Origin of the sequence: Niabella hirudinis (assembly GCF_051201075.1) — a bacterium.
Lineage (GTDB): Bacteria > Bacteroidota > Bacteroidia > Chitinophagales > Chitinophagaceae > Niabella > Niabella hirudinis.
On the sequence record NZ_JBPEHJ010000001.1, the window covers coordinates 586,061 to 608,873 of the forward strand.

Here is a 22,813-nt window from a genome sequence, read left to right on the forward strand (position 1 = left end):
CATTTTTGTAATAAATAGTTTGATGGCGCTGCCTGTTAAAAATTAACCTGCACGCCAAAGCTGTATACCGACTGTATGGGATATCCCAATCCGTTGCCGCCCATTTCCACATCCCACATTTTGAAATTGCTCCAGAGCGCCAGGTTGGTTGCCGCAAAATAGACACGGGCACTGTTCACCTTTATCCGGTTCAGCTTATCAAAGGTGTAACCGGCATCAACGCTCTTTAACCGCAGGAAATTTCCCTGGCGCATCCACCAGGTGGAGCTCTTGTTGTTAGGTTCCACGTTCCAGGTGCTGAGCCTTGGCCAGAAGGCATAGAGGTTGGGGTTATCCTCCGACCAGTGACTTTCCGCAATGGCACTCAGCAACCCGTTCTCATAACCGCCATTTCTAAAGAAGGGCTGTATATTCTGAGGATTGATAAAAAAGGAAGACCGGGCAGACCCCTGGAAGTAAAATCCCAGGTCGATGTTCTTATACCGGAGCGTGGATCCAAAGCCATAAATAATTTCCGGCACCGTGGGATAGCCGATGGGCACCATATCATCATCGTTGATGACGCCATCTTCGTTTACATCCCGGTATTTGATATCTCCTGCCAGCAAACCGGCGTCACCATACTGCAATGGCGAGTTGGCTACTTCATTTTTATCTACAAACAGGCGCTCGGCTATCAGTCCCCAGCGCTGTGCCAGCGGCTGTCCTACCAGCGATTTATACGCCATGCTTTGGTCGTACTGAAGCTCATCTACAACCGTTCTTTTGCCGGTAGCATAGGTAAAGGTTCCCCGGGTATTTATATTAAAATTCCGGCCGATGTTTTTGCGAAACGAGAGCGCTACATCCATACCCTGGCTTTCCGCCTTGCCATAGTTGGATATGGGGGTAGCCATAAACCCGGCTGCATTTTCCACATAGGTACGCGGCATTAAAATATTGGTGCGATATTGTTTAAATACATCTACCGTCAGATCCAGCGCATCAAACATCGTCAGATCCATTCCCAGGTTGATTTGTTTGGAGCGCTCCCAGCTTATTTTATTATTGGCATAGCGGGCAATAGATACCCCCGGCCTGGAATAAACACCTCCGCCCTCATTGCGGCCAAAGCTGGCACCAAAAACAGGATCATTCAAACTCAGGTTCGAAAGATAAAAAAAGCGATCGCTGGTATTGCCGATCTGATCATTTCCTACAAGACCGTAAGTAAACCGGAATTTAAGAGTATTGATCGTATTCAACAGCGGCTGAAAAAACTTTTCGCCCGAAATCCTGTAGGCAACCCCGCCCGATGGGAAAAATCCCCAGCGGCTGCTGGCAGCAAAGCGCTCCGAAGCATTGTAGCCAAAATTAAATTCGGCCATGTAGCGATCGTCATAGCCGTAGGTAAGCCTGCCGGAAATACCCGTGTTGCGCTGTGGCAGTGAACCGGTCACACTTCCGCCATTTCCGGTTTCATAGCTGGACAAATAACTGATAAGCATACCGCCGACATCGTGTTTGGCAAACCGCCGGCTATAATCGAATGCGCCTTGTGCCCAGATCATTGAATTTACATCCTTTCCGGATTCGGCATAGCCCAGGGTTTCTGAACCTACGGTACCCACCGACCCGGTTGTGCCATCGTTCAATACTTTTAACTGGTAGGTCTGATCCAGCGGATTCACCACCGGCTCATAATAAAAGGGATTATAACTCCGGTTTACAACAAAGGAGGAAACGCGTCTTACGTAACCCATCCCCCGGAAACTCAGTCCCGGCGTAAGAAATTTTAAATTCTGCTTTAGCTCCAACTGCGGCATCAGGTTGGAGGTTTTGGTAACCGAATAACCTTTTACCATTTCCGCATACGGGTTTACATAAAGCGTATTGGTAAGATCTCCATTTGATGAATAGGTTCTTGCAGAGCCAAAAAGCGGATGCTCAATATACGGAAGCATACTTGCGGGGTAAACGGCGGGGAACATCACCGGATTGCTCCAGATGGCATTATTATAGGTAGCTGCACCGCCTCCGATAGGGCCCTTATAATCGTCAAACTGCCCGTACAGCCTCACGATCAGCTCCGTGGTACTTGTCAGGTTCAGGTTAATGTTTGACCGCAGGGAATAGCTCTGCAGCTTAATATTATTATTGAAATCGTTTACGGGGTCTACCTTCAGGTTACCGTTATTGACCTGGTACCAGCCGGCCACATAATACCGCGCCTTGGGCGTACCTCCCGATAGTCCTAAATTATAACTCTGGTTAACCGTTTGCTTTTTTATCAGCATATCGATCCAGTTATTATTGGGATACAGGTAAGGATCATCACCGGCAATGGTATGATTGATCTTATTAACCGAATAGGGTGTTACCGCGTTGGGCGACCGCGTTACGGTAGCTTCATTGGCCAGGTTCATATAAGTGATATTATCGGCAAAGTTGAAGTTCTTTGTATTGGAAGAGATCCGCGTTTCCGACCGGAGATCAAATTTTGTTACCCCCGATTTTCCGGAGCGGGTATTGATCAGTACCACTCCATTGGCACCGCGCGCTCCGTAAACCGCAGAAGCCGCCGCATCCTTCAATACAGAGAAATCAGCAATATCATCCGGCTGTATCCGGGCCATATCTGTGGGCGTTGACTCCACTCCGTCAATCAATATCAGCGGATCCTGCTTGCCGGTACCAAAGGTGGAAAGCCCCCTGATAAAAAACCGGGAATTGTCCGTACCCAAACCGGGCTCCCCGCTGGTTTGAAAAGAGATCATGCCGGCTACCCGTCCGGCCAGGGCGTTGGTGATATTACCGGTGGGCACCCGCAGCTCTTCTACGTTTACAGAAGTAACAGAGCTTACCATGCTCTTCTTGCGCTGGGTGCCAAAACCCACCACCACTACTTCATCCAACGCTGCATTCTCACGCGTCAAAACAGCCCGCAGCTGCACCACACCCCCGGCATCCGGCGGGTAGTCTGCCATACGCAGCTGGATGATCTTAAATCCCACGGATGAAAATTCCAGTATCTCTTTACCCGGAACCGATAATTGAAAATGGCCGGTACTGTCGGCATTTACCTGCTGCCCCGTACCAATAGCCCGTACCGTAGCATTAGCGATCCCCAGGCCCAGGCTGTCGGTAACCGTTCCTTTAACTACGATCCCCGTTTGGGCAAATGAAAATGCAACTGTAAAAATTGCAAACAATGTAAGGGCTGTTTTTAGTCCTGTTTTAAGGAATTGATTTCTCATAATCTATGGCAATTACTATTTTTTTTATTTGTCATTTAGACAATTATAACATAAGGCATGCAACTTCCACCTCCGGACATGGTCCGAAGTATTACCGGTATATAACATATTATGCTATGCCTGTAAAAGGGCCGGCTCCGGGTTAACCGGGGCTCCTGCGTCCCCTTGCAGTTTTGTTCCTCATCTGCGTCATCGTTTAATAATTGGCTTTTTACAATACAATCGCTGCAAGCTTTCTCTTCTCATATAAGCACCGCCTTCCGCAAACGTTTGCACGAATATAAATAAAATAAATTAATTGTCAAAATAACATTTATTTATTTTTCAAGACTCATTCCACATTCCTGTATCAAAAGCGTACCTCAAACTGCCCCCCTCTTTGTTCCGGTTTATTTGCCTGATCAGCAGTTTCGGTTTTTCATCAATACCGCAGCCGGACCAGGTTAAAAGAATAAGGCGCCAGGCGCACCTGGGGTTGTTTGCCCGATAAACGAATCACAGTTTCCTGCGGTGCGATGTTTCGCGGATTGCCGATGGAATTAACCCCGTTCAGATCATCATGCTGCAGCCGGATCAGCTTTGCTGCCGATGCTATCTTTTTTACTCCCTGCAATTGCAGCCGTACAGATTGTTCGCGCGGGAGCGTATTTACAATCTTAATAACGATTTCATGCGCAGGCTCATCCAGTACCGCCGATGCATATAAACTATCCTGGCCCGCTACAACTTCATTATTCATGGTAAGGGGCACTACTTTCGTGCCTTTATTTAAGGCGTAGAGCTTTTGCACATAATAATCGGGAGTACCAAATATTTTCAGGTTATTGACCCATATCAGATCGGGCGACCATTGCCATCCTTCCGTATGCGCAAACAGCGGCGCGTAGGAAGCCATTTCCACTACTGCTGCATTCCGCTCCACGCCGGTAAGAAAAGCTGCCACCGAAAGAGCCGCCAGCCAGTTATTCTTTTTTTCCGGCGCCACGCCTGCCGGATGTGACGCATATTCTCCCGCAAAAACTTTGGTACCGGAACGGGGGTATTGATCATAACGTTTTGCATTGCTGAAAAACCATTGCGGCGGCCGGTAGTAATGCTCATCAATAAAATCAGTATTCAATGCGCGCAGCCCCTTATTGAGCAGGTCAAAACGCGAACCATCCGGATCGGTTCCGGAGCTGGCGATGATCTTAAAGCCGGGGTATTTTGCCTTGATGGCCTTTTGAAACAGCTGCAGCCGCTCCAGATATTGCGGGCCCCAGTTTTCATTACCCACCCCCATCATCTTTAAATGAAAGGGTTCCGGGTGCCCCATATTGGCCCGTATTTTTCCCCAGGTTGAAGTAACCGGTCCGTTGGCAAATTCGATCAGGTCCAGGGCATCCTGTATATAAGGATCCAGCTCAGCAAGCGGAACGAGCTCCGCCGAATTGAACTGGCAGGCCATGCCACAGTTGAGGATGGGCAGGGGTTCGGCTCCAACATCCGCTGCCAGCTGAAAATATTCAAAAAAGCCCAGCCCGAATGTTTGAAAATAATCCGGTGCAGACCGGTGTGGAAATTCAAAATTCCAGCGGTTGATCAGCAGTTGCCGCTCCTCTATAGGCCCGATGGTTTTTTTCCACTGGTAGCGTTGCGAAAGATCAAACCCTTCCACGATACAGCCCCCCGGAAAACGGATAAAGCCCGGCTTCATATCGGCCAGCATTTGCACCATATCCGCGCGCATGCCGCCTTTGCGCCCCTTCCAGGTATCTTCCGGAAACAGGGAAATCATATCCAGGTCGATGGTTCCACTACCTTCTACCGAGATTTTGAGCCGGGCCTTCTCTTCTGTTTCATTGGCTATAAACCGTATTTCCTGTTTTTTCCATTGCCCGGCGGTTGCCGGTGGTGCCAGGGCGGCGGATCCAATAACCCGGTCTTTTGCATTGAGCAAGGTGACCGAAAGTTTTATCCCTGAACTTTGGGTCGCATACATAAAAGAGAAGTCGTAGTGTAGATCCTTTTTGATCCCCATCCCCCTAAACCCTTCGTTCGTAAGCGAAAGGGCGCCTTGTTGATTGCCCGGAGCCGCTACCCGCAGAAAACGGGGATTGGCTGTGTTTTGTTCTTTCCGGTTGAGCACCAGCACCGCGCCTTCCCGGAAGGGATTCTGCTCCACCTTCCAGCCCATCAGCGGTTTAAAAAATTCAAATGACCGGTTCTTTACCAGCTCTGCATAAATACCGCCATCGGCCCCCATATTGATGTCCTCAAAAAAAACGCCGTACATCGTGGAGGGAACTACTGCTACCGGCGCACCAGCGCGGATCACAAAGGTTTTATCCTGCGCTATTCCATAATGCGCCAAAAACAGGAAAATGAAAATTTGTAGTTTTTGTTTCATATACAGGAAATTACAAGCTATACCATTTCAAATCCAATCGTTAAATATCGTTTATTAATTGTCAAATTAACAATTAATAATCAAATATAGAAAAATGATTTTATATTTCCAAATATGAATCAGGAACTATAACCGAGATTTGAGGACTGAGATTTGAGATCCGGAACCTGTTCAGGAGGCTGTTAAACTTGAAACTTTAAACATGGAACTTAAACCTCAAACTGCTGTCTCTTCCCATTCACTTCAAATCCATCGCATGATCCCCGTGAAAATCTTCGCCATTCCAGATGGCTTTTGATGACCAGGGCAGGGGCGCATCTTTCCAAAACGGGGCATCCGGAGCCAGTCCCAGCGGCAGCAGGGCTTCGGTGCACAGATACAGGCTTCCCTGGTTATTGTAAGTATCGGCCAGCCCGGGTTGCTTTCCGTTCAGCCCTATCACCATCCAGCCGTTTTGATCATAGGTAGCGGAAGGCGCCAATGTTTTCTGCAGCACGGCAAACAGGGCCTCGCGTACCTGTGCCGGTGCAAGAGAAGCCGGCAGCTGCGCCTTATAAGCCATATTGGCAAGATGGTGAAAGGCGCCCGACCGGTATACGATGGACCGGCCATAAGCGGGAAAACTGCCATCGGCATTAATCGTCCGTTCCTGTATTTCCGAATACCGGTCGTTGATTTTCGACAGCTGCTCCCGCTCCTGTTTATAACGGCCATTCTTTTGCCCGGCGATATCCAGGATCTCCTTCAAATAAGGCTGAATGACATAACTATTATAATAATCATTGTGAAAATGCTGTCCATCGCTAAAGAGGCCATCGCCTGCGTACCACTGGTACATGAATGTACGCACCCCATATTCGATGGTAAGCGGGTTGTATTCATATCCATACCTGAGAAAAAAGGCTTCAATCATCCCGGAGAAAAGGATCCAGTTGTTATATCCCGGTACGGTACTGCGTGTCTGTCGCAAACAAGTCACAACATCCTGCTGCGTTTTGCTGCCGAGATGCTCCCAGATCCATGGCGCCCGCACCAGGCCCAGTGCAAAGAAAGAAGCATCCACCAGTGGTTGTGCCCCCTTCCACAACACGTAATCATTTTTTGTACTGTCGGTTGCATTCCGGATAGAAGCAATGACCAGGGTGCGGTATTGGTTTCTTAATTTTATTTCCGCCGCCGGGCCACCTTCCCCATTCAGCCAGGGTGCAATGCCACTAAAAGCACGCCCCAGCGCTTCCAGGTATTGGGCTTTGATCCGTGCATCGGGGTTATCGCTTACCGGCGAAATTTCCTTCGGCATATTCTTCCGCAACTGATCTGCCGCCATATTGGTAAAAACCGGCCGCACCACTTTATCCAGCAATTGTACCCATTGCATCCGCCGCCCGTCTGCGTCTTTTGCCTCCTGACCATAAGTGTTACCTGTAATAAGGCAAAGCATCGCCAGGGCCATAAATTTTTTCGTCTTCATGCTACTATTTTTATCGGAGTTTTGATCCAACAAATGTAGCGCCTATATCGGTAATCCGGAGGTCAGATAATTGCATAGCGAACCTGGGGCTGCTTAAAGCATTCAAACCGGCACACGTTCTTGTCCTGAATAGAAACTTTTACTTCCAAATAAAAATCGAAAAGCGAATAAAGCGAATAAGTAAATTCCGAATCGGTACTCTCGGAGATGAAGCTTGTACGCCACATGGCGTTCATTTGCTCTGTCTTGTCTGCTGCCAGAAATTGGTTTAATGTCATCAGTTCGTTTTTAAGGTTACCATTGTACCAGGCGCAAAAAACTGCATTACAGCGTAACAGCCTGTTTCTGTACAAAAAGGTTTAGAAGGGATTTGCCCGGTAAAGATACAGTTTATCGGCAGTATTATGAACCTGCCGGTCCGTCTATTTTTTGTTGCTGTTGCCGCAACCTGTTTTTCAGCGCTGCATAATCTACTTTTTGTACGCTTGTTTGGTCATCAATAGCCATAACTGCAGCCGTAGCAGCCGATTCACCAAGGATCATGAACACCGGTTCCATCCGGATAGAACCATAAGCAACATGAGAGCTGGACAGGCAGACCGGCACCAGTAAATTTTCGCACTCAGCTGCTTTTGGAACGATGGCTTTATACGAAATCTGGTAAGGCCGGGATACATGCACGCCAAAATCGCCCTCGTTCTGCACAAACCCTTCCGGGCTTACATAACGCTGCACATTATGCGAATCCAATGTGTAGGAGCCCATCCCCACCGGGTCCGGAACAGCGCGCCGGCCAAGAATTTCGTGCTCCGTCATCACAAAATCGCTAACCATCCTCCGGGCTTCCCGGATATACAGCTGAAATGGCCAGTTCTTATTATCGGTAAACTCATCTTTTGCCAATCCCCATTTGTGAAATTCCTGTTGTACATCACGGGGTATCCGCGGGTCGGTGGCTATAAAGTAAAACAATCCCTGCTGATAGTCTCTGTGACCGTCTGTAATTTGTTTTCGAAGGGTATAGGATGCATTAGGATACAAATAATTCATCCCTATATAGTCCGTACTAAAAGGCCCATGGTTATTGGTGTCTGTTTTTAAATTGGGGATGGGATCAAATTTCTGAAAAAGCTCGCGCCATCCGCTGTTAAAAACCCGTACCAGCAATTCATAGCGAGCGGGATCATACCCTGCAGGCTGTGGAAATGCCACGCGGTTTTCGGGATGCGATGAAAAACACATCCGGTAGCAATAGGCCTGCACTTTTTGATCACCGGAACCATAGGCTCCGGGCGCTTCTTCCGAAATGCCCGGCAACAGTCCGCTTAAAGGCTTGCCGGGGGTCTTATAAGGATCAACCCGGGATTTAAAATAATGTCCATGATGAAATACACCCGTAAGTACGCCTGCCCACTTTTCGCCATAGATTGCGGAGGATTCTCTTCCAATGGTAAAGCTAACACCAGCCGCCGCCATCAGGTCGCCTTCGTAAGTAGCATCAATAAATACCTTCCCGGAATATATATTTCCTTTCAACGTTTTGAAGGAAACAATTTTTCCGTTCTTCATTTGTATGCCCCCCGAACGATCCAGCCACTCCTCCCGAAACACGGCAATACCCTGCTCTTTGATCAACCCTTCAAAAACCTGTTCCGCCGCATGAGGTTCAAAGATCCACATCGTTCTGTTGGTTCCATCAATTGCCGGGGTGCCCTGGCCTTTGTTACCATACGCCGCTTTTTCTTGCCATTCCCAGGACCCGGGATCTTCATAATGCAGCCAGATGCGGTGATAAAACTCCCGGGCCAGGCCACCGATCACCGATTTATTGCCGGTGTCCGTAAAACCCAACCCTCCCGAGGTCATACCACCTAAATGCCGTTCGGAACAAACGATCATTACCGACTTTCCTAACTGTTTTGCCTTTACCGCAGCCGTTATCGCCGCCGAGGTGCCGCCATAAATAATGATGTCCGCAGCTCTTGCGTCACCGGCGGCGGCCAGCGGCTTCCACCCGGTAATGCTCCCCGAAACAACCGCTCCTCCTCCTATTGCTAATGACCGGATAAATTTTTTTCTTTTCATCAAGATTCAAAAGGGCTAAACCGTTCAGATCTATGAACACTTTATTTCTATTTGCAGCGATGCTAATAATGAAAATACAGACAACAAGCAGGTAAACGTCATAAAAAAAGTTGAGCCAGCGAGGGCAACAACTTAAAAAATAATGTTATTTTTTCTCTTTCAGAAGCTGTGCTATTTTGTTTACAAAACTAACCGTGACGCCTGCAAAATCGGCTACTTCCCGGATAGTGAATCTTCCAGCGTTCAACATTTTCTTTACGACCTCCTGACTTTTTCGCTCTGCACCTTCTTCTATTCCTTTTGCCAGACCTTGTTCCAAACCTTGTTCCAAACCTTGCACCCGACCCTGTTCCAGGCCCTGCTCCCGACCCTGTTCCAGGCCTTCTGCTATGGCTTTTTCTTTTGCCGTCTCTAACACAGCATATTCAGTCCATCTATCTAAAACGTCTTTCCGGTACAACATATATTCCTCCTTTTTTAAGTTAGCAACCGCTGCTATGTCAAACATTTGCTGAAATGTTTCTCCCCGTAAAGTTAACGGAATTTCTTCCATTTTCCCCATATTGCGCAATAGATACAACCACCGATCCAGGTCTGTTTTTAGTACTTCTACAGCACAGTCAAAATTGGGTAATTCTAAAAATATGAATTCCAGTTTATTATAAAATACACGACCGTTAGCAGCTTCTATCAATTGTACCTGGTGCAGCCATTCACCAGGTATCGATTCAGTAAAGGTAAAGTCTGCAATCCCTATAAAATACATCTCCTGTAATTCAAAATCCCAATGTTTGCGTCCCTTTATGCCCTGCTCATGCAATTGGCTGGCCACATAAAAAAGTGCACGGTCTTTAAAAAATTTTTGATCGGCGCGCTGGATCTCAATAATAAACGTTTCGCCATTGGTCCCAGTACAGGTAATATCAAAAACAGCTTTGCGATAATGTTTTGCCGGACCATGGCTTTCCTGTGGATTATATACCAGATCTCCAATCACCCTCTGGTTTTTGAATAATGCATTCAAAAAGGCGATCAGCAGGTTCTTATGAGATGTAGAACCAAATATCCTTTTAAAACCAAAATCGGTTAGCGGGTCAATGTACCGCCCTATCGGAGGTACATCCGTGTTTTTCATAGTAGCCATGCTTAAAGATACGATTTTCTTTAATACAGACCTGCCGTTTTACCTCCCGCCCTTATCCAGGTAGGGATCATCCTGCAGCCAGCCGCGAAGACTTTGCACATCAATTTTTTGAACATGCAATTTATGCTTTATAGCCATGGAAGCAGCCATGGCAGCGGATTGTCCTAAAACCATAAACACCGGCTCCATGCGTATAGATCCATAAGCGATATGACTCGAGGATAAACAAACGGGCACCAGGAGGTTGGTGCATTCGGTTTCTTTCGGGGTTATGGAACGGTAGGCTATGGGATAGGGCTTTTTTACACGTACTTCCACATTTCCTTCATTCTTCACCATTCCGTTCACCACGATCCGGTCGCAATTATGGCTGTCCATACCATAAGAAGCAAGCCCAATTCCATCATCAACGGTTGCATCCCCGGTACAATTATGTTCTGTCATTACATACGCCCCAATCATGCGACGGGCTTCCCGCACATACAGCTGGGGGGTAAAATGATCAAAGTTTTTGTACTCGTCTTTGGGATAGCCCCAATTTCGGACAAAATTTCTTAATGTATCCGGCACTCTTTTGTCGGAAGACATAAAGTAGAGCAGTCCTTTCGTGTAGGATAGCGCTTCGCGGATCATGGCCGCTCTTTGAGCATAACCGGCTTCGGCCCAGCCCTGGTTCATCCCGATCATGTCCGTGGAAAAACCGCCGCGATTGTTTACATCCGTTTTACGGTTGGGCATTTTGCTCCAGATAAAATAGTCGTTAATCCCTCTCAACCCGGGCTGCGCTTCAAAAAGGCGAATCAGCAATTCATATTTTGAAGCATCGTAATCCGCAGGACGGGTAATGGGGATACGATTTGCAGCACTATCCGTAAGACAGATCCTGAAATTGTAAGCCTGAACTTTTTTATCGCCCGTTCCTGCCGCAGCGGCCTCGCTGCTAAAAACGCCCCAAAGCAGCCCGCTTTGCGGATCTCCTGGGGTTTTATAGGGACTAATACCATCCGGAAACTGGTGATAACCCGATCGTTTATGGTACTCCGGCAACTGGAAGCCATTCAAAGTTTCGCCATAAACTTTATTATCCTCCCGCCCAATAAAATAAGACACCCCTGCCCTGGCCATCAGATCGCCCTCATAGCTGCAATCGATAAACTGCGCGGCCCGAACAATGATGGGCTGATTCCCGGCCGAACCCGAAAAACGCGCTTCGCTAATCTTTGCGCCATTCTTCTTTAATGCAATAATTTGCGTCTGCATCAGTACCTTTATTTTTCCTTCCTTTAAAAAATCCTGCATGACGGCCGATGCAACCCGGGGCTCAAATACCCATTGTTCTCCGCTGACCCGGTATTTCTTAGCCACTCTTTGATAAAATTGCCGCGAAAAACCTGTGATCGCATCTTTTACGCCGGAATCCGTTTGCCCAAGGCCCCCTGTGGTCAGTCCGCCAATCCAGTTTCCCGGCTCAATCAGTAAAACAGTATTGCCACATCGGGCCGCCGTATACGCTGCTATTACGCCGGAGGCCGTACCACCATAAACACAAATGTCGGTTGTATACGACCGGGAGGCGGATGTTCTTCCGGCAACGGCATTTCCCGGCAATAATTCAGCCGCTATTAAAATAAGCCATGCAATCGATCTTTTCTTCATTGCTCAAATATTTAAGTTTAAGAATGCCATTGTTTTTCTTATGGTTCCTGTTCTTTTCAGGTGCTGTCATTGTTTTCCTTCGATCACAAATTCCAGGCTCTTCTTTTTAAAAAAATACGGCTCGAATCCAATAATTATTTTTATTTCTTGCAAATTTTCCCGTACTTTTGCACCCGCTTTGTTTACAGGCACCGGGAAGTAGCGCAGGCCGGTAGCGCACCTGGTTTGGGACCAGGGGGTCGCAGGTTCGAATCCTGTCTTCCCGACAAATAAAAGGACAAAATGGAAATTATTCTATTTTGTCCTTTTTTATTTTTATAAGAAATGCCGGTCGGGAGTCCTCAACTTTCCAATATTTCCTGTTTCTCCAGCAACCGCTCCAGCAAGGTCAATTGATTTTGCGCCCGCATAAAATTATGTCCTGCGTATTTTGCGCCATAATATTGGTCATTATTCAAATGATCCGTCAAAAACCGGAGGGCCTGCATATAAATCATAAACAATCCTGCATAAAAAAAGTGTGCCCGTTCTGCCGTGGTTAGTTCACCCTCCATTTCCTCCAGGTACCCCTTCATAATGGCATTGTAGTAATCTTCGCGGATAACGATCCGGTCAAAATCGCACTCTTCTTCGCTTACCGGACACAAATACGTACGCATCATATCTCCCACATCACTGATAAAATAGCCGGGCATTACCGTATCCAGGTCAATGACACAGATTCCGTTGTTTTGCTCATCAAAAAGAACATTGCTGATCTTGGTATCATGATGGGTAACCCGTTGTTTAAAGTCGGGGTTTTTCCGGATTTCCCGAAACCGGTCCACAATCGTTGCGTGTTTTTTGAGTGCCTCAATCAGTGTGCCTGCTCCGGAAATCCGCTCCGGGTTGCCATGGTTCAGCGCCTCCAGAAATTGCTCATACCGCAGCGAAAGGTCGTGAAACGAAGGCAGGGTAATTTTCAGTTCCGCTACATCGATACCCGACAGTTTTTGGGTAAACATCCCGAATTGCTTTGCAGCCTCATAGGCCTGCTGCGGCTCTTCAACCACGTCTATCGAATGGCTACCTTTTACGAATGGAAACATCCGGTAATATCCATCATTGGCAATGTGCAACATCGTACCTCCCAAAGCCGTTTTCACCGGTGCTACAAAAAAATAGCCGGCGTCCTGCCCATTCAGGTAAGCATCAATAAATTCCAGATTCCACGCAATTGCTTCCGGTTCCCGGAATACGTTCTGATTTACTTTTTGTAAAATATATCGCTGCCCTCCGTTCTGAAGCTCCCATGTATGATTGATTAACCCGCTGCCAAAAGGCTTTACCCTACAATGATCTGCCTTTAATCCATAACCGGCAAGTACTTTATCCATAATTTGGTTTAAAGGAATAAATGTATAAAATAAAACGTAAGTTTTTTTTCAAAACCCGGTGCAAACGATTGCCCTGCAAAGGGTTTTACGAGTTGTAAACAAGGGCTACGGGAATTTCTTTGTGGCGGAAGGCTTTTTCACTGGTGTCCGGATCTTGTTTGTGCTGTAAAATTTCCATCAGCATTTTCATGGCAGCCTCACCCTGGCTATATGGAAACTGATCTACAGAAACAACCGGCGGATAGGCGGTGTGTTTATTTACCGAAATATTAGCATAACTGGCAAACAGGATATCGCCATTGATTCTTACGTGTTCCTTAAGTGCGTACTTCACAACATCCATATGCACATAGTCGTTAAAGCTGATAATAGCATCCGGCGGCTTTTTTAGCCGCAGCAGGCGGGCTACTGCCTTATGCGTGCCCTCCTCCGAAAAATCGGTCTGCTCCACCATTTGCATATCCACCTTCAATTTTCTGCGGGAGATTCCTTCTATATATCCATCGAGACGCTCCTTGGAGGCAATAATGGCCCCGGGGCCATTGATAAAGGCAATACGCTTCCGGTCCTGCTTAAACAGCCATTCAATCATATCCACCGTTCCTTCAAATAAATTGCAATATACCTTGTTCACATTAGCCAGTGAAGGCACCCGGTCAAAATAAACTACGGGAATGTTATAGGCATCCAGTGTTTTCAGGTGGTCACTTTTATTGGTTTCTTTTGATAGCGAAATGATCAGACCATCCACCCGCTGGTTCTTCATAGCCTCCACTACCCGGCGCTCTTTATCAATAAGATCATGGCTTTGGCCAAATAAGATCGTATACCCGTTTTCCAGCGCTACATCTTCTATACCGCTAATCCCCTTTGAAAAAAAATCTTCATAAATATGCGGCACAATCACGCCAATAACATAGCTCCGCTTTTGTTTAAAAAAAATCGCCTTGGAATTGGGTTCATAGTTCAGCGCCTTAGCCAGCTCCTTCACTGCCTCCTTTGTTTTCGCGCTGATGCGGGGATGATCGCTCAACGCCCTCGATACGGTAGACACAGATACATTCAGCCTCCTGGCAATTTCCTTTATGGTAGGTATAGACTCACTCACAACTGTAATATATGCAAAAAATAAAGATAACGCAATTATTTTATAAGTTACCGAAGACGCCCTGGCCGATTGCTTTTTTCCAAAAATTTTATCACAGACTTATTGTATTACTTTTGTTGCAAGTTTAGCAAAAATGAAGCACAGTGTACTCATTATTGATGACGAAGAAAAGCTAAGGATTTGAAGTATTCCAGGAAGAAAACGGTCGCGCAGGGCTACAACTATTGGAAAAAAGAGGCGCAGATGTGGTGCTTTGTGATGTAAAACTTCCGGATGAGAACGGTGTGGAGCTGGTAAAAAAAATAAAAGCCCGGGCGCCGCAAACAGAAGTGATCCTGCTGACAGCCTACGGCAATATACCCGATGGCGTACAGGCCATAAAAAACGGGGCCTTTGACTATATTACAAAGGGAGATGACAACAACCGGATCATCCCGCTGCTGAACCGGGCGATAGAAAAAGTAACACTTCATAAAAGAGTACAGCAACTGGAAAAACAGCTTGGCAACAAATATTCCTTCGACAGCGTTATCGGGCAGGCGGAAGCCATACAACGGGCCATTCTTTTTGGGAAAAAAGTGGCGCCCACGGATGCTACCGTTTTAATAACCGGTGAAACCGGCACAGGCAAAGAAGTTTTTGCAAGGGCTATACATGAGGCCGGCGACCGTAAAAATAAAAATTTTGTAGCCATCAACTGTGCCGCTTTCAGCCGCGACCTGCTGGAAGGAGCACTCTTCGGGCACCGGGCCGGCTCCTTCACCGGCGCTGTAAAAGACCAGCCCGGCTTGCTTGAGGAAGCTCATAACGGTACGCTGTTCCTGGATGAAATAGGTGAAATAGCGATCGACCTGCAGGCCAAGTTACTGCGGGTGCTGGAATCCGGCGAGTTTATCAAGATTGGCGAAACCAAACCTACAAAGATCAGTCTGCGGCTACTGGCGGCTACCAACCGCAACCTGCTGAAGGAAATTGAAACCGGTCAATTCCGGGAAGACCTTTATTACCGGATATCAACCTTTAAAATTGACCTTCCTGCACTTAGGGAACGAAAAAAAGACATCAGGGAGCTGGCGATATTCTACCTCCGGATGTTTGCACAAAAAACAAACAGGAAGGAGCTTCGCTTTTCGCCGGAGGCATTCAAGGCCCTGGAACAGTATCGCTGGCCGGGCAATATCCGGGAGCTCAAGAACAGTATCGAACGCTGTGTGATCCTGGCTCAGGGCGATGAACTGCAGGTAAGCGACCTCCCTCTTGAAATTCAGCAATACCATTGGCAAGGATCCATCCCGCCCGAAAATCCGTCATCGCTGGCCTCCTTGGAAAAAAGCCATATCCGCAACATCCTGCAGTTTACAAAAGGTAATAAAGCGGAAGCCGCCCGTATACTCGAAATCGGAGTGGCCACTCTATACCGGAAAATTGATGAATATAAATTATAGCATTTCTCATTTTGAGAACCAGGCCTATCATTTTGATAGGCTTTTTTTATGCCCGAAAACATCCACCACAACATAAGTACATAGTAATCAACCGCTTAAGATTATGCAAAAAAAACGGACCTGTTTTTGGCACAAGAGGTTCGACTTTAAATATTAAATAATTCTTAAGACATGTTAACAGGTATTTTGATTCTCGGAGGCATTGGCTGTTTCATTCTTTTTTTCAGATCCATTTCCTTCTTTGAAAAAATCTAACACAAACTTTTAACCCATTTAATCTTAAAAAATGACCGGACTATTCATCATCGCCATTCTTGTATTTATCTATATGTGTTACGTGCTGCTCAAACCCGAAAGGTTTTAAGAAGCAGCCCCACATACATCCCACTAAAAACATTTCTCCAAAAACATTTCACTATCAACATCTCACTATCCACTTTTCACTATCCACTTTTCACTATCCACTTTTCACTATTAACTTTTCATTATTAACATCTCACTATCCAAACAATGAACACAGAAATATCAGGCATCATCCTCATGTTTGTAATTACGTTGATCCTTTCCTTGCCTTTAGGACGGTACATCGCCAAAGTTTACGGCAACGAGCACACGTTTCTGGATCCGGTTTTCAACCCCATCGAACGAATCATCTTCAAATGCAGTGGTATCAATCCCCAGAAAGAACAAAACTGGAAACAGCAGCTGGTAGCATTGCTGGTCATCAACCTCGTCTGGTTCTTCCTGGGAATGTTCATCCTGCTGAATCAATCCTGGCTGCCGCTCAACCCCGATCAGAACCCCAATCAAACGCCGGATCAGGCATTTAATACCGCTATTTCCTTCCTGGTAAACTGTAACCTGCAGCATTATTCCGGAGAAACCGGTGTCAGTTACTTCAGCCAGCTTTATCTGATGTTTTTGCAGTTTGTAACTGCTGCTACCGGTATGGCGGCTGCAGTCGCAGTGTTCTACGCTTTCCGGAAAGGCACCCACCAAACCCTGGGCAATTTTTATAACGTCTTTGTCAAATCCATCACCCGGATCCTGTTGCCCATTTCCATCATTATTGGTATAATCCTGATCCTGAATCATACGCCCATGACCTTTGAAGGAAAACAGCAAATGATCACCCTGCAGGGCGATACCACTCATGTATCTACGGGCCCGGTAGCGGCATTTGTTCCCATCAAACACCTGGGCACTAATGGCGGTGGTTTTTTTGGCGCCAACTCCGCCCATCCGCTGGAAAATGTCAGCTACATTACCAACATGACGGAAATGATCGCACAAATGCTGATTCCCTTTGCAATGGTATTTGCTTTTGGACAATTCATCAACCGGCGAAAACTGGGATGGGTTATCTGGGGTGTAATGACCCTGGGATTCCTGGTTCTTTGCATCCCCAATATGATTACGGAGATGAACGGCAATCCCCATATTACAGCAATGGGCGTTAGTCCTGCATTGGGAGCCATGGAGGGAAAAGAAGTACGCTTTGGCACACCCTCCTCCGCCTATTGGAGTATTGCCACCACCGTTATCTCTACAGGCTCCGTCAACTCCATGCACTCCAGCTATATGCCGTTGAGCGGCATGAATATGTTGCTGGCCATGATGACCAATTGTTTTTATGGCGGTTGCGGTGTGGGCATCCTGAATTATTTTTTGTTCATCATTCTGGCGGTTTTTGTAAGCGGATTGATGGTGGGCCGTACGCCGGAGTTCCTGGGTAAGAAAATAGAAGCCCGCGAAATGAAAATCGCAATGATCGTAACCCTGCTGCACCCGTTGCTGATATTGGCTGGAACCGCGCTGGCGGCTGCATCGCCTTCACAAACCGCTTCTACCCTCGCCAATCCGGGCTTCCATGGCTTTAGCGAAATGCTTTACGAATATACTTCCAGCGCCGCCAATAACGGTAGCGGGTTTGAGGGACTGGGCGATAATACCCCTTGGTGGAACATCAGCACCGGTTTGGTATTGATCCTTTCCCGCTATCTTCCGATCATTGGCCCGGTAGCCATTGCCGGCATCCTTGGCGCAAAAAAATACATTCCCGAAAGCGCCGGTACATTAAAAACAGATACGGCTACTTTCGGATTTATGGTATTCACCGTGATCGTTATTATAGCCGCGCTTTCCTTCTTTCCAGCATTAACCCTGGGACCCATTGCGGAGTATTTTGGGATGGGATAAAGAGTGAAACGTTGTTAGTGAGATGTTATTAGTGAAAAGTAGTTGATGAAAAGTAGAATGAGGAATGATTGGGTTAGTCTTCTTCGCCTCACCTCTCACCAATAACATCGCACTTTTCACCAACAGCATCGCACTTTTCACCAACAACTTTTCACCTTTCACCAACAACTTTTCACCAACAGCATTTCACCTCTCACTAACAACTTTTCACTTCACATCACCTCTCCAAACTTTTAATCAACCCATAAATCATCTTACCAATGATATCCATTTTTTCAACCAAACGGTCGCATTCCTTCCGGGAAACAAATTCCAGGGTTCCGCAGAGCAATATCAGCGTATCCAGTTCTGTGAGCGACCCCAGTGAAACATACAGGAACCATGCAAATTGTTTGGGACTCTTCCGCGCGGCCCCTTCGGCAATGTTTACAGGAACAGAAACGGCCGCTCTGCGTATTTGCGAAACAAGGCCAAACTTTTCTTCCGGAGGGAGCATTTTTGTTACGGCATACAATTCTTTGACAAGCTCAAAACTGTCTGCCCAGGCGTTTAATTTCTGGTGTGGTTTCATAAGTTAAATATTTTATCGAATATAATTAGTTCTAATATAAAAACAAAATACGCTTCATCCTCACCAGGATCTATTCTCTCAAAAAACTCATCACCACTAACATCTCACCGCCAACATTTCACTAACAACATCTCACTAACAACATCTCACAAACACTCACAATGAAAACGCAACATACATCCCTGTTTCAAAAAGATCAGGTTATCGAAGCGCTGAAAGATTCTTTTGTAAAACTCAATCCCTCAAAAATGTTTCGCAATCCGGTTATGTTCCTGGTATGGATCGGCACCCTGATAATGCTGGGCGTATGCATCTGGATCGGGGTAACAGGCCACAGCGCAGCACAGGGATCCCTGGCATACAATATTACGGTTACTTCCATCCTTTTTATCACCCTGCTCTTTGCCAATTTTGCAGAAGCCATTGCCGAAGCCCGTGGTAAAGCTCAGGCCAATAGTCTCCGGAAAACAAGAGAAGAAACCCCCGCAAAGAAAATAGAACTGGTAGGGGAAATGACGCTGAATGAGATCCGCATCGTCCCCTCTTCTACCCTTCAGCTCAATGATTTTTTTGTTTGCGAACCAGGCGATATCATCCCAACAGATGGGGAGATCATTGAAGGTCTTGCCACCATCGATGAAAGCGCTATCACCGGCGAAAGCGCACCGGTGATCCGCGAAGCGGGGGGCGATAAAAGCTCCGTCACCGGCGGCACCAAAGTATTGTCGGATAAAATAAAAGTGAAGGTAACCACCAAACCCGGCGAAAGTTTTCTCGACAAAATGATCGCCCTGGTAGAAGGCGCTTCCCGTCAGAAAACGCCCAATGAAATTGCCCTTACCATCCTGCTGGCAGGCTTTTCACTGGTGTTCATCATTGTTTGCACCACGCTAAAACCTTTTGGAGATTTTGCCCATTCACCCATCCCCATTGCCGCCCTGATCGCGCTCTTTGTTTGCCTGATCCCAACCACGATTGGCGGTTTGCTTTCTGCGATCGGCATTGCGGGCATGGACCGGGCACTGAGGGCGAACGTGATCACCAAAAGCGGAAAGGCTGTTGAAACCGCCGGAGATATTGACGTACTGCTGCTGGATAAAACCGGAACCATCACCATCGGGAACCGGAAGGCCACCCACTTTTGGCCCGCTCGTAGCACCAGCGAGCAGGCGTTTATGGAAGCGGCGGTACTGGGCTCTCTTGCAGATGAAACGCCGGAGGGAAAATCCATTGTGGAACTGGCTTCCGGCCTGTTTAAAGACAAAAGCCATATTCCCCATGCACAGCAGCAATTTTCATCTGAACACAGCAGTTATAAACCCATTCCATTTACCGCAGAAACCCGGTGCTCCGGTGTAAACTTCAACGGCGTCCATATTCGCAAGGGCGCAATGGATGCCATTACCCGGCTTATTCAAAAAGCCGGCAATACCATCCCTGTGGAAACCCTGACTAAAACGAAGGAGATTGCCAGCAGCGGCGGCACCCCCCTGGTGGTAGCCCAAAACGATACAGTGCTGGGCGTAATTGAGTTACAGGACATTATTAAACCCGGCATACTGGAACGCTTTGAACGGCTGCGCCGGATGGGTATCAAAACAGTGATGGTAACCGGAGACAACCCGCTTACCGCAAAATTTATTGCAGAAAAAGCCGGGGTAGATGATTTTATTGCAGAGGCCAAACCCGAAGACAAAATGAATTATATCCGCAAGGAACAGGCAGAAGGCCGTTTGGTGGCGATGATGGGCGATGGTACAAATGACGCGCCCGCCCTGGCGCAGGCCGATGTTGGTGTAGCAATGAACAGCGGAACACAGGCGGCTAAAGAGGCAGGTAATATGGTGGATCTTGACAACGACCCTACCAAACTGATTGAAGTAGTGGAGATCGGAAAACAATTGCTGATGACCCGCGGTACGCTTACCACGTTCAGCATTGCCAATGATGTGGCCAAATATTTTGCCATCATTCCTGCTTTATTCATTGCAGCCATTCCATCCCTGCAGGGACTGAATATTATGCGGCTGCATAGCCCGGAAAGCGCCATTCTTTCGGCCGTGATCTTTAATGCCATCATCATTCCCTTACTGATACCACTGGCGTTAAAAGGCGTTGCTTACAAACCCATTGGCGCCAGTGCCCTGCTGCGAAGAAACCTGTTCATTTACGGCCTCGGCGGTATCGTTGTGCCTTTTATTGGCATTAAAGTCATCGATCTGCTAACCGGCCTGCTTTTTTAAACCCGATCCCTATTCAACATCTCACTAAAACATTTCACCAAAAACCTCTCACAAAAAACATTTCACTAAAAACATTTCACTATAAACATCTCACTAATCACTCCACTCCTCAAAAAACAAAACAATGAAACAACATATCCTTCCCGCCATACGCCTCACCCTTGTGCTATTGATCCTTTGCGCAGGCATTTATCCACTCCTGCTCTCCGGCTTTGCCAGGCTCACCCCCGAAAAAGGAAAAGGAGAAAAGATCACCGATGGCAACGGTAAAAGCTATTATGCTAATATCGGACAGCGTTTCGACAGTATTATTTATTTTAGCTCCCGCCCCTCCGCAGTTGCTTATAATGCCGCAGGAAGCGGTGGCAGCAATAAAGAGCCCAATAACCCCGACTATCTGAAAGAGGTACAGCAACGGGTTGAAGCCTTCCGGCAAAAAAATCCCGGAGCGGTGATTCCCGCTGATATCGTTACTGCAAGCGGCAGTGGGCTGGATCCGGACATTTCCGTTGCGGCAGCCAATGCACAGGTGGCCCGTATTGCAACGGCCCGCAAACTATCTCAACAGACCGTGCAGGATCTGGTAAACCAACACACGAACCGGCCCCTATTGGGGCCCCGGAAAGTAAACGTATTGAAGTTAAATATCGACCTCGACAATTTGAACCATTAATTTCCTTTTACCTCCCTGACCTGCGCCGGCGTTCCCGGCCCTCCTCTTTGAAAAGGGGAGTTGCCAGAACCCGCAAGGCCGCCGGACACAAGAACAACAAAGAATACAACAAGCATGAACAGCAGAACAATCCGTAACAGCATTATCTGGTTAGCGCTAACCGCTCCTTTTACCGCATTTCAAAAAGCAACGGCACAAACAGATACCACCGCAAAATCCCTGGCGATCAGCGGCTATGGCGAAACATTTTACAGCTATGATTTTGGCAAACCTGGTCATCATATCCGCCAGCCTTTTTTGTACAGCTACAATCGCCACAATACGGTCTGCATCAATCTTGCACTGGTTAAGGCCAGTTATACCACGGAACGCGTAAGAGGGAATATTGGTTTGATGGCCGGCACCTACAGCAATGATAATATGGCCGCCGAAAAAGACGGGTTAAAGAACGTTTACGAAGCCAATACAGGTTTCAAACTCTCAAAAAAGCACAACCTCTGGGTCGATGCCGGCATCCTGCCATCCCATATTGGCTGGGAAAGCGCTATTGGTAAAGACTGCCAAACATTGACCCGCAGCATTGCCGCAGACAATTCCCCGTATTTTGAAACAGGAGCCCGTCTTTCCTATACCTCCGGTAACGGTAAATGGTATATGAGCGGTTTGGTACTGAACGGATGGCAACGCATTGAGCGGGTACACGAAAACAATACCCTTGCCTTTGGTCACCAACTTACCTTCAGGCCTTCGGATAAGGTAACGCTCAACAGCAGCTCATTTATTGGTAATGACAAACCGGACAGTAGCCGGCAGATGCGGTATTTTCACGATTTGTACGGACAGTTGCTTCTTGCACCTCATTTTTCACTAACCCTCGGACTCGATATCGGCATGGAACAGCAGGCAACCAGGCGCAATAGCTATAATACCTGGTATACACCGGTGTTGATCGCCAACTGGTTCAACGACAAATGGAATATCGGGTTGCGCGGCGAATATTTTAATGACCCGAAAGGGGTGATTATCGCCACCGGCACTGCAAACGGTTTTAAGACCTGGGGCTACTCCCTCAATATAGATCGAAAGATCATCCGCCAGTTTGTATGGCGCATCGAAGGCCGGGGTTTTAACAGCAGCGACCCGATCTTTTTAAAGGGTAATTTTCCATCAAATAATAACTTCACAGTCACAAGCGCACTTGCGTTTTCTTTTTAAAC

The 22,813-nt window shown here is 47.1% G+C and carries 16 protein-coding genes and 1 tRNA gene; 7 read left to right on the forward strand and 10 right to left on the reverse strand.

Annotated elements, in window-relative coordinates; all coding sequences use genetic code 11:
* Positions 1–35: 35 nt before the first annotated feature.
* From GGU45_RS02190 to GGU45_RS02220, 7 genes are all read right to left on the reverse strand, one after another.
* Positions 36–3,236 carry a SusC/RagA family TonB-linked outer membrane protein gene (locus GGU45_RS02190; protein WP_435221598.1) on the reverse strand — a complete coding sequence of 1,067 codons (3,201 nt, stop codon included), beginning with the start codon at positions 3,234–3,236 and terminating at the stop codon, positions 36–38.
* A 421-nt stretch (positions 3,237–3,657) separates the two neighbouring features.
* Positions 3,658–5,625, reverse strand: coding sequence for an alpha-L-arabinofuranosidase family protein (locus tag GGU45_RS02195; protein ID WP_435221600.1), 1,968 nt, complete (start codon positions 5,623–5,625; stop codon positions 3,658–3,660).
* Between the two features lie 238 nt (positions 5,626–5,863).
* Positions 5,864–7,096 carry a DUF2264 domain-containing protein gene (locus tag GGU45_RS02200; RefSeq protein ID WP_435221602.1) on the reverse strand — a complete coding sequence of 411 codons (1,233 nt, stop codon included), beginning with the start codon at positions 7,094–7,096 and terminating at the stop codon, positions 5,864–5,866.
* Positions 7,097–7,158: 62 nt separating this feature from the next.
* A complete protein-coding gene (locus GGU45_RS02205; RefSeq protein WP_435221604.1) occupies positions 7,159–7,374 on the reverse strand; it encodes a hypothetical protein in 216 nt (71 codons plus the stop codon).
* Between the two features lie 124 nt (positions 7,375–7,498).
* Positions 7,499–9,181, reverse strand: a complete 1,683-nt coding sequence (locus GGU45_RS02210; RefSeq protein WP_435221605.1) for an FAD-dependent oxidoreductase — start codon at positions 9,179–9,181, stop codon at positions 7,499–7,501.
* A 145-nt stretch (positions 9,182–9,326) separates the two neighbouring features.
* Positions 9,327–10,316 carry an Rpn family recombination-promoting nuclease/putative transposase gene (locus GGU45_RS02215; protein ID WP_435221607.1) on the reverse strand — a complete coding sequence of 330 codons (990 nt, stop codon included), beginning with the start codon at positions 10,314–10,316 and terminating at the stop codon, positions 9,327–9,329.
* A 48-nt stretch (positions 10,317–10,364) separates the two neighbouring features.
* Entirely contained in the window at positions 10,365–11,981 is a 1,617-nt protein-coding gene (locus GGU45_RS02220; RefSeq protein WP_435221608.1) for an FAD-dependent oxidoreductase, read from the reverse strand.
* A 192-nt stretch (positions 11,982–12,173) separates the two neighbouring features.
* On the opposite strand from GGU45_RS02220, the gene GGU45_RS02225 reads away from it, so the two are divergent.
* Positions 12,174–12,247, forward strand: a tRNA-Pro gene (locus GGU45_RS02225).
* A gap of 75 nt (positions 12,248–12,322) precedes the next feature.
* Here GGU45_RS02225 and GGU45_RS02230 read toward each other — a convergent pair.
* Both GGU45_RS02230 and GGU45_RS02235 read right to left on the reverse strand, forming a co-directional pair.
* A complete protein-coding gene (locus GGU45_RS02230) occupies positions 12,323–13,357 on the reverse strand; it encodes a phosphotransferase enzyme family protein (protein ID WP_435221610.1) in 1,035 nt (344 codons plus the stop codon).
* A gap of 85 nt (positions 13,358–13,442) precedes the next feature.
* Positions 13,443–14,465, reverse strand: coding sequence for a LacI family DNA-binding transcriptional regulator (locus GGU45_RS02235; protein WP_435221612.1), 1,023 nt, complete (start codon positions 14,463–14,465; stop codon positions 13,443–13,445).
* A gap of 224 nt (positions 14,466–14,689) precedes the next feature.
* Between GGU45_RS02235 and GGU45_RS02240 the strand changes: the two genes are divergently transcribed.
* The 3 genes from GGU45_RS02240 (at position 14,690) to kdpA (ending at position 18,109) form a co-directional block, all read left to right on the forward strand.
* Positions 14,690–15,910, forward strand: coding sequence for a sigma-54-dependent transcriptional regulator (locus tag GGU45_RS02240; RefSeq protein WP_435221614.1), 1,221 nt, complete (start codon positions 14,690–14,692; stop codon positions 15,908–15,910).
* Between the two features lie 286 nt (positions 15,911–16,196).
* Positions 16,197–16,274: a K(+)-transporting ATPase subunit F gene (gene kdpF, locus GGU45_RS02245; protein ID WP_435222018.1), complete on the forward strand. Its 78-nt coding sequence runs from the start codon at positions 16,197–16,199 to the stop codon at positions 16,272–16,274.
* Between the two features lie 146 nt (positions 16,275–16,420).
* Positions 16,421–18,109 carry a potassium-transporting ATPase subunit KdpA gene (gene kdpA, locus GGU45_RS02250; protein ID WP_435221615.1) on the forward strand — a complete coding sequence of 563 codons (1,689 nt, stop codon included), beginning with the start codon at positions 16,421–16,423 and terminating at the stop codon, positions 18,107–18,109.
* Between the two features lie 217 nt (positions 18,110–18,326).
* Here the strand turns inward: kdpA and GGU45_RS02255 are convergent, their stop codons facing one another.
* Positions 18,327–18,680, reverse strand: a complete 354-nt coding sequence (locus GGU45_RS02255; protein WP_435221617.1) for a four helix bundle protein — start codon at positions 18,678–18,680, stop codon at positions 18,327–18,329.
* Between the two features lie 161 nt (positions 18,681–18,841).
* On the opposite strand from GGU45_RS02255, the gene kdpB reads away from it, so the two are divergent.
* The 3 genes from kdpB to GGU45_RS02270 all read left to right on the forward strand — a co-directional run bounded on the left by kdpB (position 18,842) and on the right by GGU45_RS02270 (position 22,811).
* Positions 18,842–20,923 carry a potassium-transporting ATPase subunit KdpB gene (gene kdpB, locus GGU45_RS02260; RefSeq protein ID WP_435221619.1) on the forward strand — a complete coding sequence of 694 codons (2,082 nt, stop codon included), beginning with the start codon at positions 18,842–18,844 and terminating at the stop codon, positions 20,921–20,923.
* Between the two features lie 124 nt (positions 20,924–21,047).
* Positions 21,048–21,596 carry a K(+)-transporting ATPase subunit C gene (gene kdpC / locus GGU45_RS02265; protein ID WP_435221621.1) on the forward strand — a complete coding sequence of 183 codons (549 nt, stop codon included), beginning with the start codon at positions 21,048–21,050 and terminating at the stop codon, positions 21,594–21,596.
* Positions 21,597–21,710: 114 nt separating this feature from the next.
* Positions 21,711–22,811: a porin gene (locus GGU45_RS02270; protein ID WP_435221623.1), complete on the forward strand. Its 1,101-nt coding sequence runs from the start codon at positions 21,711–21,713 to the stop codon at positions 22,809–22,811.
* Positions 22,812–22,813: the final 2 nt, after the last annotated feature.